We start from the raw sequence: 13,504 nt of genomic DNA, 5'->3' as shown, positions 1-13,504 counted from the left end.
GAAAGGAAGCCATTATGACTGTTGATACATTTGTAGAAATGCTAAAGGCTCAAGGCATTGAATTATCGGAACGTCAAATTGAGCAATTTGATTTATATTATCAAACGTTAGTGGAATGGAATGAAAAAATCAACTTAACAGCCATTACTGATCAACCTGGGGTGTACTTAAAGCACTTCTATGATTCGATTACTGCTAGTTTCTACATGGATTTTAATCAACCTTTATCCATTTGTGATGTTGGTGCTGGTGCCGGCTTTCCTAGTATTCCATTGAAAATCATTTTTCCGAGCTTAAAAGTAACGATTGTTGATTCACTTAAAAAACGCATTACCTTTTTAAATGAATTAGCCGCATCTTTAGGATTAGAAGATGTTGCCTTTTATCACGATCGTGCAGAATTATTTGGTCAGAATAAGCAATTCCGCCACCAATTTGACTTAGTCATGGCCCGTGCTGTTGCTAAGACATCGGTATTGAGTGAATTGTGCTTGCCACTTGTAAAAACGGGGGGGCAATTTGTCGCAATGAAGGGACCAAATGCAGAAACAGAGCTTAAAGAAGCGAAAAATGCAATTGAATTGTTAGGCGGTGAAATCGATCATGTGTTTACCTTTGATTTACCTGAAGACCAAGGGGAACGCAACATTGTCATCATTAACAAACGACGTCAGACACCTAAGAAATTCCCTAGAAAACCGGGAACACCGAACAAAACACCGTTAACCTAAGTGAGGGTTTGTGAACAAAAAAATATGCTGAGATTGATTTTTTTATGCATTTATATGATAGAATAGAAGAGGTATAGGCGATAAATCAATCAACCAAACGTAGTAATGTTTCACGTGAAACATTATTGTTTATCCTTAGATTAAACGGTAAGACGGAAGAAAAGGTGGTGTTTACTTATGTTACCTCCATTTGGTCGCATATTTGGTATGAGCGAAAAAGAAGAATCAATCGATGAAGCTGCATTTAATCAAGATGAAGTGATAAAGATTCCACTAGCAGAAATCACACCGAATCGCTTTCAGCCTCGGACAATCTTCAATGAAGAGAAAATAGAAGAGTTAGCGCAAACCATTCATACACATGGCATGATTCAACCGATTGTTGTGCGTGCAATTGAAGATGCTAACAAGAAATATGAGATTATTGCCGGTGAACGTCGTTATCGTGCGGTCACTCATTTAGGGTGGGAAACCGTACCAGCAATTATAAGACAAATGAATGATAAAGAAACCGCCTCAGTGGCATTAATTGAAAATCTGCAGCGAGAAGAATTAACCGTGATTGAGGAAGCTAAAGCTTATCAACGTTTACTAGATATTCATGAATTGACACAGGAAGCATTAGCGCAACGTCTAGGTAAGAGTCAATCAACGATTGCGAATAAATTAAGACTATTAAAGCTTCCACCAGTTATTCATCAAGCAATATTAGAAAAACAAATCACAGAACGTCATGCGCGGGCCATGATTAAACTCAAAGATCCTGAACGGATCGAAAAGTTGTTACGAGAAATCATTGAAAAAGAGTTGAATGTGAAACAGACAGAAGCACGAATCAATCAACTGGTCGAGCCCAAAAAGAAAAAAGCGAAGCCGAAATTTAAAGGTGTTAGTAAAGATATGCGTATTGCAATGAATACGATACGTCAATCTTTAACAATGGTGTCAGATACAGGTGTTGATTTAGAAACCGATGAACAGGATCTTGATGATTACTATCAGATTACAATCAAAATACCTAAGCATAAAAAGTAGGCCAACACGACAAATCATGTGCATTTACCTTTCTAAGGAAAGAAGTAAATGCACATTTTTTAGTTGTAAAAGTAATTGGTTGAATACAGGCAATATATCATCATAACAGTTGTTTTTTCTGAAAAACGCACCAAAAATCAAGCATGATATTTTTGCTTTTTACAATTAACTATTTAATTTCGATGTATATTGAGTCAAAAAGTGATATTATAGAAAAGAAGCTTTAGAAATAGAGGTAGGTGACACCATGGGAAGAGTAATCGCCATTGCCAATCAAAAAGGCGGCGTAGGAAAAACAACATCATCCGTGAATCTAAGTGCATGTTTAGCATATTTAGGACATAAAGTACTACTGGTTGACATTGATCCGCAAGGCAATGCCACAAGTGGTTTAGGTGTCAATAAAGCAGATGTTGATCAATGTATTTATGATGTACTCGTTGATGATTTAGATGCTCGAGATGTACGCATCCCTACAAACGTAGAAAATTTAGATGTCATTCCAGCAACCATTCAACTGGCTGGTGCTGAAATAGAACTGGTACCAACAATTTCACGAGAAGTACGCTTGAAAAAAGCATTAGAGTCGTCTGTTGCAGACTATGACTATATTATTATTGATTGTCCACCATCGCTAGGTTTGTTAACACTTAACGCCTTAACAGCAGCTGATAGCGTGATGATTCCTGTTCAATGTGAATACTATGCATTAGAAGGATTGAGTCAATTACTTAATACGGTCCGTCTGGTTCAGAAGCATCTGAACAAGTCGCTGGAAATCGAAGGTGTCCTATTAACGATGCTCGATGCACGTACGAATTTAGGCTTGCAGGTGATTGAAGAAGTCAAAAAGTATTTTCAAGACAAGGTTTATCGATCGATTATTCCTCGAAATGTGCGCTTAGGAGAGGCACCTAGTCATGGACAACCGATTATCACGTATGATCCAAAGTCACGTGGTGCTGAAGTTTATCTCGATTTAGCGAAGGAAGTGATTGCTAGTGGCAAATAGAGGCTTAGGAAAAGGGATTAATGCTTTTTTTCCGGAATTAGATAACAATGAACCGAAAGAGGAGCAAGTTGTCCAAATCGATATTAAGGCATGTCGACCAAATCCATATCAACCACGGAAAACGTTTCAAGTTGAAGCGATTGATGAATTAAAACAATCGATTTTAACATATGGCATCATTCAGCCATTGTTGGTACGTGAATCAATTAAAGGTTTCGAAATTATCGCAGGGGAACGGCGTTATCGCGCTGCTAAAGAAGCAGGGCTTGATACAGTTCCAGCGATTATAAAAGACATGGATGATCAACGCATGATGGAACTTGCGTTACTTGAGAACCTTCAGCGTGAGAATCTGACCCCAATCGAAGAAGCACAGGCCTATGTTAATTTAATGAAGAGTCATAAGCTTACCCAGGAAGATTTAGCTCAGAAACTAGGTAAAAGTCGACCACACATCGCTAATGTTGTACGCTTGTTGCAATTACCAGCTCAAGTCACAGCAATGATTAACAATGGGGAGTTATCAATGGCTCATGGTCGAACACTTCTTGGTTTAAAAGATAAGACGAAATTAAATGCATTAATTAAGAAAGTAAGTCATGAAAAACTAAATGTCCGGCAGTTAGAACAGCTCGTTCAAGAGTTAAATGAAGAAAACACGAAAAAGAAGAAAAGCAAACCAAAGAAAGATATTTTTATCGCCGAGCATGAAGATATTTTAAAAAGTAAATTTGGTACCCATGTGTCAATCAGTCAAGGGAAGAAAAAAGGTAAGATTGAAATTGAATTTTACAACCCTAAAGATTTGGAACGTATCATTGATTTATTAAAAGATTAGTCTTATAACGGCCTGACTTACTTTGGTAAGTCAGGCTTTTTACCAATGTTTCACGTGAAACATTGGTATTGACGCATAAAAAAGGAGGAACATCATTTGGCATTAACAGGTACATTCATCAATGGTTTGACTATCATTGCAGGCACCATCATTGGACTGTTTTTTCAGAAAATCCCCGAAAATTATAAAGAAACCGCCTTACACGCTGTTAGTCTAGCTGTTATTTTAATCGGGTTGCAGATGGCTTTTGATGTAAGTGAGCTTATTATTGTTATTTTAAGTTTAATGTTCGGTGGCATCATCGGAGAATTATTAAAGATAGAGACACGGTTAAACCAGTTTGGTGATCGTATAGCAACAATCATTAGCAGTAAGAACGCAGACCAACGTATCTCACAAGGCTTTATCACGGCAAGCCTCATTTTTGTGATTGGAGCTATGGGGATTGTTGGTGCGTTAGATAGCGGACTGCGCTATGATCATAGTATTTTGTATACGAAATCGATTTTGGATGGTTTTACTGCAATGATTTTAACAACAACTTTAGGCGTCGGCGTTGGCTTAAGTGTGTTTCCGGTTGTGTTATATCAAGGGGCGATTGCCTTGCTGGCAGCGGTTATTCATCAGTTCGTACCAGGCGCCTTTTTAGATATCTGGATTATTAATGTTACCGCAACAGGAGGGTTGATGATTACTGCGATTGGTTTTAATATGTTAGGCATTACTAAAATACGGATTGCCAACCTTATTCCATCACTTGTACTGGTAACACTATTTTTAATGGGTAAGGCAATGTTATTCACTTAGACTAGTTAAAGCTATGTTATGGCGTAAGAAAATGAGCAGAGCGTACCATAAATGGCTATCAGACGTTATATTTTTCACAATAAATATGAAAGCTATGAAATCAAAAAGGGGAACATATTTGATGTTTAAATTTCATCAAACGTGATATAGTAGAGGTTGGAATGTATGAAGGAGTGTGAATGAGATTGCAAAAGGTTTATCAGCTAAATGACATTGTTGAGATGAAAAAGCCCCATCCTTGTGGGACAAATCGTTGGAAAGTCATTCGTTTAGGAATGGACGTACGTATCAAATGTCAGGGTTGCGATCACAGCGTGCTTGTACCGCGTAAGAAGTTCGAAACGAAATTAAAAAAAGTGATTGAGTCAGCTGAGCAGTAAATGTTTCACGTGAAACATTTTAAAAGCAGGGCAAAGTCACAGTGGTTTTTTATAGAATTAAAGCCAGAACTTACGAAAGACATTAAATGAAGCAAAGTTGCTGAAAAAGCAGCAACTTGTGTTTTTATAAAGGCAAAACTATAATAAAAAAGTAATAACGTTCTCTAGAGCGTCATACCCTTAAGGAGTGGAAGAAAAGATATGGCATTAACAGCAGGAATCGTTGGCTTACCTAACGTGGGTAAATCAACATTATTTAACGCAATCACACAAGCAGGTGCAGAATCTGCAAACTATCCGTTTTGTACGATTGATCCTAATGTTGGGATTGTAGAAGTACCAGATGAGCGCCTTGATAAATTAACGGAGCTTGTAAAACCTAAGAAAACTATCCCTACAGCGTTTGAGTTTACTGATATTGCAGGGATTGTTAAAGGGGCAAGTAAGGGTGAAGGTTTAGGTAACCAATTCTTATCACATATTCGTCAAGTAGATGCAATTTGTCATGTTGTCCGTTGCTTTGAAGATGAAAACATTACCCATGTTTCCGGCTCTGTCGATCCGATTTCAGATATTGAAACAATTAATTTGGAGTTGATACTAGCAGATCTGGAAACCGTAACTAAACGCTTACAGCGTGTAGAGAAACTTGCTCGGGTGAAGGATAAGGAAGCGGTTATTGAATTTAACATTTTAACTAAATTAAGAGATGCATTTGAAGATGAGAAACCGGCACGTTCAGTGGAATTTACTGACGAACAACTAAAAATCGTCAAAGGGTTACATCTGTTGACGCAAAAACCAATTCTTTATGCAGCAAATGTTGGAGAAGATGAGTTGTTAGCGGCCGATCAAAACCCACATGTTACAAAAGTAAAAGCATTTGCTGAAGGTGACAATGCAGAAGTAATCATCATTAGTGCAAAAGTTGAATCTGAAATTGCCGAGTTAGATGGCGAGGAAAAAGAGATGTTCCTTGAAGAATTAGGTATTCCTGAGTCTGGTCTAGATCAATTGATTAAAGCGACTTACAACTTGCTTGGTTTAGCGACTTATTTCACCGCAGGTGAACAAGAAGTGCGTGCGTGGACGTTTGTTAAAGGGATAAAGGCACCTCAAGCTGCTGGAATCATTCATACAGACTTTGAGCGTGGATTTATTCGTGCAGAAACAGTATCGTATGATGATCTAGTTGATGCAGGATCAATGGCAGTTGCTAAAGAGCGTGGGCGCGTTCGCTTAGAGGGTAAAGAATATATTGTTAAAGATGGCGATGTTATTCATTTCCGCTTTAATGTATAATTCAGCAAAACAATAATTTGTCTTGCTAATAAGATGTTTCTTTGGTATAATATTTGATTGTGAGTAATGAATGAATTATTACTTCTTGCTCCTTAGCAAACTAAGGGGCCGCTAAGACCAAAAGGAGGTGTATACGGATGAGAAAATATGAAATTATGTACATCATCCGCCCAAATATCGAGGACGAAGCTAAAACGGCTTTAATTGAGCGTTTTAACTCAATTCTTACTGATAACGGTGCGGAGATTACAAAAGTTGATGAAAAAGGCAAGAAACGTCTTGCTTATGAAATTAACGATTTCCGTGATGGCTATTATGTTCTAATCAGCTTTACTGGTGATGAGCAAGCGATCAACGAATTCGACCGTCTAGCTAAGTTCTCTGACGATATTATTCGTCACATGGCTATTCGCGATGAACAATAATTAAGGGGGGGTTCTCATGTTAAATCGTGTCGTTCTTGTCGGCAGATTAACCAAGGATCCAGACTTACGCTATACGTCAAGTGGAATAGCTGTTGCTAATTTCACTGTCGCTGTAAATAGACCTTTTTCTAACCAGCAAGGAGATCGTGAAGCAGATTTTATTAACTGTGTCGTTTGGAGAAAACCAGCTGAAAATTTAGCAAACTATATGAATAAGGGTTCCCTTATTGGTGTAGACGGTCGTATTCAGACCCGTTCATTTGATGGTCAAGATGGAAAACGTGTGTATATTACAGAGGTTGTGGCTGACTCCGTGCAGTTTTTAGAGTCTAAAAACGCATCAAAAGGATCTCAATCACAAAGTGGCGGACAAGGGTCTGGAAGTTATCAATCAGAGCAACACCAGAACCAACAGCAAACGCCCAATTATAATCAATCGAATAATCAACCAACAGGTTCATCAAGTGATAACTTAGAGCCTATTGATATATCAGACGATGATTTACCATTCTAAATAAGTAAAGGGGGATTTCAAATGGCACCTCGTCGCGGTGGACGTCCAAAACGTCGTAAAGTATGTTATTTCACAGCAAATGGCATCACTCATATCGATTACAAAGACGTTGATTTGCTAAGACGTTTCGTATCAGAACGCGGAAAAATTCTTCCACGTCGTGTTACAGGAACTTCTGCAAAATATCAACGTAAATTAACAATCGCTATCAAACGTGCACGTCAAATGGCTTTATTGCCATACGTTGCAGAATAGTAGCAAACAAAAAAACCTATCTTTCCCATTCGTCTTTCAAAAGACGATAAAGAAAGATAGGTTTTTTTTGTGTCTTTACCTAGGCGGAATGCTTTTGTTGCTAGAGATAACCCCCCCTCATACATTGTCAGTACGAAGGGGGAGGATAGGGTTTAGAAAGGTAAATAACGCCTTTAAGAGACCATCATTGCGGCGCGGCGTTCACGGCGATAATTTATCCGCAAGCGGATTAAAAAGCCGACAGCAGCCCCTGTAAGCCCAATGGAGATGCCAATCCAAAGCCCGAAGGGCCCGAGATCAGTGAAGCGGGCAAGAAGGTAACCAATGGGAATGCCTAAAATCCAGTAAGAAACAAAGGCAATGAAGAAAGGTAATTGGACATCTTTATAGCCTCTAAGCACGCCTTGAAGCCCTGCCTGAGCGCCATCGGATAGCTGGTACAGTATCGCAATTAAGAAGAGTCGTCCGGCATAAGAAATAACTTCAGGATCTGTTGAATACCATCCCGCAATCCCTTCTCGGAAGAATAGCATAAAGACAGCGGCAATAAGTAAGACACCAATCCCACTAAGTACGCCTAGAAAGCTGTATTGTTTGGCTGCTTCTAATTTATGACCACCGACAGAGAAACCGACAACAATCGTTAATGCCATAGATAAGCTAAGCGGTATCATAAATATGAGTGATGTAAAACTAATCACAATTTGATTTGCAGCAATAATGGTTGTTGAAAACATTGCGCCAATCAATAAGGTGACGACTGAAAAAATACTAACTTCAAAAAAGATAGATAAACCAATGGGGATGCCAATCTTTAATTGCTCTTTGAATGCGTTTAGAGAAGGTTTAACCCAGTCAACGAATATATGGTATCGGCGCATTTTTTCGACTTTAAAAAGCATGTAAATACTAGCGAATAAGATAATCCAATAGGTGAAGGCCGTTGCATATCCTGCTCCAATTCCACCTAACTGTGGCAAGCCGAATTTACCAAAGATTAAACTATAGTTGAAGAAGACGTTAAACGGAATTGCAATAACGGTGATGAACATGGTAATGCGAGTCAAGCCTTGACCGTCATAGAAATTACGTAAGACATTCGAGATGAATAAAGGAATAACCCCAAAAGATAAGCCTAATAAGTAATGTTTGGCAATGTGGCTGACACTGGGATCGAGATCCATGATATTCAATACAAACGGAACAACGAATTGGCCGGCTACAATAATTAAGAGTGCAATAATAAAGGCAAGGTAAATCCCTTGCATCACCGCATTATGAATTTTGTGTTCCTCTTTTCGACCAAGGTAGTGAGCAATGATAGGTGTAATAGCTAACGTAATGCCGTTCATTCCGGTAAATACGGGTGACCAAATGCTTGCCCCAATCGCAACACCAGCTAAATCATTCGTACCCACTTGCCCTGCCATGATGGTATCGACTAAATTCATCATCGACAAACTAATTTGAGTAATCATAATCGGCCATAAGATTCTTAAAAATAGACGTAATTTTTCTTGCCAAGATTCTGCATGATACATCGATGATACCCCTCCCTTTGAAACCTTAAGCTTTTGTTATGTATTTTCGGTGTTATATGTCTAAATTCGCTAAAAGCTCATAAAGAAGACCTCACCTAAGGTGAGGCAACTCAATCAGTATATATTATCAAATCGACCAAGACTTGGCAACTTTCAAACAACTATGTTTAAAACAGATAAGACGGGTTAGTGCGTGGATGAGCTATTCGATAACATTTCGATGATCGGTAATATCTCTTGCAGCCGTGTTACGGTATACGTTGGTTTTACTGCTTCAGCTGTCTGATTGTGATGATTAATCCAAATGTTTTTCATCCCTAAACGATTCGATCCTAAAATATCGGTATTCAAATTATCACCAATCATGATGGCTTCTTCTTTTGAAACACCAGCAACATCAATTAGATGTTCAAAGATACTAACATCAGGTTTACCTCGACCAAACTCCCCAGAAATAATAATATGGTCAAAACGTTCGGCAATTTCCGGTGTGATGTCAAGCTTTAAGCGTTGTAAGGAAGAAGCGCCATTTGTTAATAATACGAGTTGATAAGTATCTTTAAGTTGATCAAGTACAGCATAGGTCTCTTCATAAGTAAAAGGGTTGTTGATGCGGTTCTCGATAAAACGTTGCGCTAAGGTAGCGCCGAGGGCAGCATCATCAATGCCAACTTTTCTTAAGCCACGTGTCCAGGCCTCTGTCTGATAGGTAGGAATAATTGCTTTCATTTGTTGAAAGGCTTCACCTGGATCATCAAAGCTGCCCCACAGTCCTTCAAACGGGTTAATGCCAATCATTTGTGTGTGTGGGTAGATTGGATAACTTTGATAAAGTGCGGTAGCTTCTTCACGCACGGCAGCTTCTAATGCCTCACTCGAAACACCTTCTACGGTCTTACATGTTTCTTCAAAAGCTGTTTGAATACTTTTCTTGTCCCATAGTAGGGTGTCATCTAAATCGAAACAGATTGTTTTTAACATGTTAATCCCCCTTGCAATTGTCTACTGCCATTATAACAAGGAATTCTGATAAATCACGTCTTTTTCAAAAAATTTCGATAAGTCTTAGAGTGGCTTTAGTTTGTGCTTTTATTCGAGAATCGTTATAATAATGAAAGACTCGCAGGTAAGCAATACGCATGGAAACTATTTAGCACAGCCGCTAAAGCTGTGTTTTTTTTAATCTAAATCTAATAATAGAGGTGTCAATTTATGAAACAAACAAACAATCAATGGATAAAGGATGCATTGTTATATGGTGCGATATTTATCATCCTCTTGTTCACAGTATCTTTTTTACCAGTGGTCGGGATTTTCTTACTCGTTGTCTTACCCGTGCCACTTAGTATCTTTACCTATAAGCATGGGTATAAAAAAGGATTAGTATTGGGTGGACTTATTTTAGTTAGTACTTTAATTTTCGCCTTTAATTTCTTCTTCCTATCATTACCACTGACACTACTTGCGATTTTAAGTGGCGGTGCGGTTGGGGAATCCGTTAGACGCGGCCGTCATCCGTATGAAACCCTTGTTCATGGTACAGCTTTTTACATGATTGGCTTTATGATTTTAATGGCCGCACTTGAATTTGTGATGGGCATTCACTTAGCGACAGAATATCGCCTATTAATTCAGGACTCGTTATTACAGTCGCAACAAATGATGGAAACGGTCGGTGTCACCCTGTCTGAAAGTGAATTAGCGGCAGTGAAAGAGCAAATGCTCGTTGTACTAGACGTTATTCCAGCGTTAATGTTGATCACTTCTGCTGTCATGAGCTTGATTTTACAATGGCTTACCTTTAAGCTATTGAATCGGTTAGAAAAACGTAAATTATTCTTCCCGGCTATTCGTCGGTTTAACTTACCTAAAAGTATTATTTGGCTTTTCTTAGTGGTGCTTTTATTATCCTTGATTAGCTACCCAGAAGGGTCGATGTTTGCGAATATCTTAATGAACGTATCCTTATTGATTGGCTTGTTGTTCTCAATGCAAGGTCTTTCGTTTATTTTTTATTATTTACACAAAAAACGTCAACCGAAGACATTAGCCATTGTTTTAACGGTAATTGCCATAATAATTTTACCTGTAGGGCTTTATGTTACACGAATCTTAGGTATAATTGATATAGGATTTATGATGCGGAAACGTTTGAAGTAGTCATGAGTAGACAGCATACTCAATTAGGAGTTGAACGCAATGCAAAAGTGGTTTAACAAACCGACGCTCAGTCATCATATGCTCTATACGTACCTGATTGCCTTTTTACTGTTAGGGTTTACCTGGTATTTAGAGTGGATTTTAGGTCTACTGATGACCGTATTACTTGGGGTATCCTTGTATTATACGATTAGACAAGAGCAAAAATTGTTAGAAGAACGGGAAGAGTATATCACGACCTTGTCCCACCGCGTGAAGAAAGTGGGCGAAGAGGCTTTACTTGAAATGCCAATAGGGATTTTATTATACAGTGAAAACTATCAGATTGAATGGGTTAATCCTTTTCTTAATCGATTTAGTGAAGACGAAGACACCATGGTCGGTCAGTCACTCGATATTTTTGATGACTTGCTCGTTCAAGCAATCAAAGAGGATCAGGATCATGTGGTCATCCCTCTTGACGATTCAAGTTTTCAGGTCACGATAAAAAAAGATGAACGCTTGTTATATTTTTCCGATCGCACGAAACAAATTGAAATTCAAGAAATGTACCGTAATGAAAAAACAGTCCTTGGTATTATCATTTTAGATAATTATGAAGAAATTACCCAAGCGATGGACGATACAGCCAAAAGTCATGTCAATTCTGATGTGACCTCTTTACTTAATCAGTGGTCGACAGGCTCTGGTATTTATCTGAAGCGTGTCTCTCAAGATCGCTTTATGGCAATCATGAACCAAGAAATATTGAAGGAACTTGAAAAGACAAAATTTGATATTCTTGATGAAGTGCGCGAGCTAATTTCTGATAATAAAAATGTGCCACTGACATTAAGTTTTGGTGTCGGCTATGGCGATGCCAGCTTACCGCAATTAGGGGAACTGGCCCAATCAAGTTTAGATTTAGCGCTTGGACGTGGGGGCGATCAAGTCGTCATTAAAGATGACCAAGGGAAAGTACGTTTCTTCGGTGGTAAAACAAATCCAATGGAAAAACGAACCCGGGTTAGAGCAAGGGTTATCTCACACGCCTTAAAAGATCTGGTCCAACAAAGTGAGCAAGTCATGATCATGGGTCATAAAGCCCCCGATATGGATTCGATTGGTTCAGCGATTGGTGTTTTAAAAGTTGCTTTAGCAAATCAGATTGAAGGTTATGTGGTCATTGATGAAAATGATTTAGATACCGGTGTCGAACGCTTAATTAATGAAGTGAAAGAAACCGAATTGTGGGAGCACTTTATTTCACCAGAAGAAGCGTTAGAAATGGTCACGAAACAAACGTTACTGGTTGTCGTTGATACCCATAAACCGGTGCTGGTGCAAGAGGTAAAGTTACTATCTAAAACAGAATACGTTGTCGTGATTGACCATCACCGGCGTGGTGAAGAGTTCATTCAAGCACCGACACTCGTCTATATGGAGCCTTATGCATCATCAACGGCTGAATTGATTACGGAGTTACTCGAGTATCAACCACGAACGCTAAAGCTATCAATGTTGGAATCAACCGCACTACTAGCCGGGATTATTGTTGATACGAAGAGTTTCACGTTAAGAACAGGCTCGCGAACCTTTGATGCAGCGTCATACTTGCGCTCTAAAGGTGCTGATACCGTTCTTGTGCAACGCTTTTTAGAAGAAGATATCGATGTGTATGTCAAACGCGCCCATTTAATTGAAAATGCCATCATTCATCATGGAAATATTGCGATTGCCCGTGCTGATAAAGGTGAAATATTTAGTCCGGTGTTAATCGCACAAGCAGCTGATACGTTATTAACGATGAGTGGCATTGATGCATCGTTTGTTATTTCGGAACGGAGTGACGGCCGTATTGGGATTAGTGCCCGTTCGCTTGGCGATGTCAATGTCCAACTAATTATGGAGCGGATGCAAGGTGGCGGTCATTTAACGAATGCGGCGACGCAAATTGACAATGTAACCATTCCGGAAGCATATGGGATGCTTCTTGATATATTAGATGAATCATTAGAAGGAGGAGACGAAGAATGAAAGTAATTTTTGTGAAAGATGTTAAAGGTAAAGGGACAAAGGGAGAAGTTAAAAACGTCTCAGAAGGCTATGCCCGTAACTATCTCTTGAAAAACAACTTAGCAATTGAAGCAACTCCAGGGAACTTAAAAGGGTTAGAAGCACAACAAAACAAAGAGAAACAAAAAGAAGAAGCGGTTGTTCATGAAGCTGAAGCGTTAAAAAAACGGTTAGCGGATTTAGAAGTGACCTTAAAGACAAAAGCGGGTGAGGGTGGTCGGCTTTTCGGTTCGATTACGAGTAAACAAATTTCTGAACAGCTACAAAAAAATCATGACATTAAAATTGATAAACGTAAAATTGAATTAGATCAACCGATTCGTGCCCTTGGCTACACAACAGTACCGGTGAAATTACACCCAGATGTGACCGGTGAAATTAAAGTACATGTCGTTGAACAATAAGTGAAAGAGGCTTAGTCCTCTTTCCTTTTTTAGCTAAAGGAGTGA

At 38.8% G+C, this 13,504-nt stretch carries 15 protein-coding genes; 13 read left to right on the top strand and 2 right to left on the bottom strand.

Translation table 11 applies throughout. The annotated features are described in order from the left end of the window. Positions 1 to 14 precede the first annotated feature (14 nt). The 10 genes from rsmG to rpsR all read left to right on the top strand — a co-directional run bounded on the left by rsmG (position 15) and on the right by rpsR (position 7,299). Positions 15 to 731, top strand: a complete 717-nt coding sequence (gene rsmG / locus DES38_RS08375; protein WP_110251667.1) for a 16S rRNA (guanine(527)-N(7))-methyltransferase RsmG — start codon at positions 15 to 17, stop codon at positions 729 to 731. Positions 732 to 908: 177 nt separating this feature from the next. After that, positions 909 to 1,766 carry a nucleoid occlusion protein gene (noc, locus tag DES38_RS08370; RefSeq protein WP_110251666.1) on the top strand — a complete coding sequence of 286 codons (858 nt, stop codon included), beginning with the start codon at positions 909 to 911 and terminating at the stop codon, positions 1,764 to 1,766. 247 nt (positions 1,767 to 2,013) lie between these two features. Next, positions 2,014 to 2,778 carry a ParA family protein gene (locus DES38_RS08365; protein ID WP_110251665.1) on the top strand — a complete coding sequence of 255 codons (765 nt, stop codon included), beginning with the start codon at positions 2,014 to 2,016 and terminating at the stop codon, positions 2,776 to 2,778. Further along, positions 2,768 to 3,616 (top strand): ParB/RepB/Spo0J family partition protein, encoded by an 849-nt coding sequence (locus tag DES38_RS08360; RefSeq protein WP_110251664.1) that lies wholly within the window; start codon positions 2,768 to 2,770, stop codon positions 3,614 to 3,616. Before DES38_RS08365 ends, DES38_RS08360 begins: the two co-directional genes overlap by 11 nt. 96 nt (positions 3,617 to 3,712) lie before the next feature. Then, positions 3,713 to 4,423, top strand: coding sequence for a DUF554 domain-containing protein (locus DES38_RS08355; protein ID WP_110251663.1), 711 nt, complete (start codon positions 3,713 to 3,715; stop codon positions 4,421 to 4,423). A gap of 179 nt (positions 4,424 to 4,602) precedes the next feature. Then, complete coding sequence (locus tag DES38_RS08350) at positions 4,603 to 4,803, top strand: DUF951 domain-containing protein (RefSeq protein ID WP_110251662.1); 201 nt, start codon at positions 4,603 to 4,605, stop codon at positions 4,801 to 4,803. 201 nt (positions 4,804 to 5,004) lie between these two features. Continuing rightward, positions 5,005 to 6,105 carry a redox-regulated ATPase YchF gene (gene ychF, locus DES38_RS08345; RefSeq protein WP_110251661.1) on the top strand — a complete coding sequence of 367 codons (1,101 nt, stop codon included), beginning with the start codon at positions 5,005 to 5,007 and terminating at the stop codon, positions 6,103 to 6,105. Positions 6,106 to 6,242: 137 nt separating this feature from the next. Continuing rightward, the gene (gene rpsF, locus DES38_RS08340; RefSeq protein ID WP_110251660.1) at positions 6,243 to 6,530 is read left to right on the top strand and encodes a 30S ribosomal protein S6; all 288 of its coding nucleotides are present in this window, start codon (positions 6,243 to 6,245) and stop codon (positions 6,528 to 6,530) included. 16 nt (positions 6,531 to 6,546) lie between these two features. After that, positions 6,547 to 7,044 (top strand): single-stranded DNA-binding protein, encoded by a 498-nt coding sequence (gene ssb / locus DES38_RS08335; protein WP_110251659.1) that lies wholly within the window; start codon positions 6,547 to 6,549, stop codon positions 7,042 to 7,044. Between the two features lie 21 nt (positions 7,045 to 7,065). Next, the gene (gene rpsR, locus DES38_RS08330; protein ID WP_110251658.1) at positions 7,066 to 7,299 is read left to right on the top strand and encodes a 30S ribosomal protein S18; all 234 of its coding nucleotides are present in this window, start codon (positions 7,066 to 7,068) and stop codon (positions 7,297 to 7,299) included. 173 nt (positions 7,300 to 7,472) lie between these two features. Here the strand turns inward: rpsR and DES38_RS08325 are convergent, their stop codons facing one another. Both DES38_RS08325 and DES38_RS08320 read right to left on the bottom strand, forming a co-directional pair. Continuing rightward, positions 7,473 to 8,840: an MATE family efflux transporter gene (locus tag DES38_RS08325; RefSeq protein ID WP_110251657.1), complete on the bottom strand. Its 1,368-nt coding sequence runs from the start codon at positions 8,838 to 8,840 to the stop codon at positions 7,473 to 7,475. Positions 8,841 to 9,026: 186 nt separating this feature from the next. Continuing rightward, entirely contained in the window at positions 9,027 to 9,821 is a 795-nt protein-coding gene (locus tag DES38_RS08320; RefSeq protein WP_110251656.1) for an HAD family hydrolase, read from the bottom strand. Positions 9,822 to 10,052: 231 nt separating this feature from the next. On the opposite strand from DES38_RS08320, the gene DES38_RS08315 reads away from it, so the two are divergent. The 3 genes from DES38_RS08315 to rplI are packed head-to-tail and all read left to right on the top strand — an operon-like array spanning position 10,053 to position 13,459. Further along, positions 10,053 to 11,000 (top strand): YybS family protein, encoded by a 948-nt coding sequence (locus DES38_RS08315; RefSeq protein WP_110251655.1) that lies wholly within the window; start codon positions 10,053 to 10,055, stop codon positions 10,998 to 11,000. A 39-nt stretch (positions 11,001 to 11,039) separates the two neighbouring features. Further along, positions 11,040 to 13,016 (top strand): DHH family phosphoesterase, encoded by a 1,977-nt coding sequence (locus DES38_RS08310; protein WP_110251654.1) that lies wholly within the window; start codon positions 11,040 to 11,042, stop codon positions 13,014 to 13,016. Further along, positions 13,013 to 13,459, top strand: a complete 447-nt coding sequence (rplI, locus tag DES38_RS08305) for a 50S ribosomal protein L9 (protein ID WP_110251653.1) — start codon at positions 13,013 to 13,015, stop codon at positions 13,457 to 13,459. Before DES38_RS08310 ends, rplI begins: the two co-directional genes overlap by 4 nt. The last annotated feature ends 45 nt before the right edge of the window (positions 13,460 to 13,504 follow it).

This window comes from Streptohalobacillus salinus, from assembly GCF_003201605.1.
Taxonomy (GTDB): Bacteria; Bacillota; Bacilli; order Bacillales; family Amphibacillaceae; genus Streptohalobacillus; species Streptohalobacillus salinus.
Note: the sequence above shows the minus strand (reverse complement) of the source record. Positions and strands in the feature narration are given on the sequence as shown.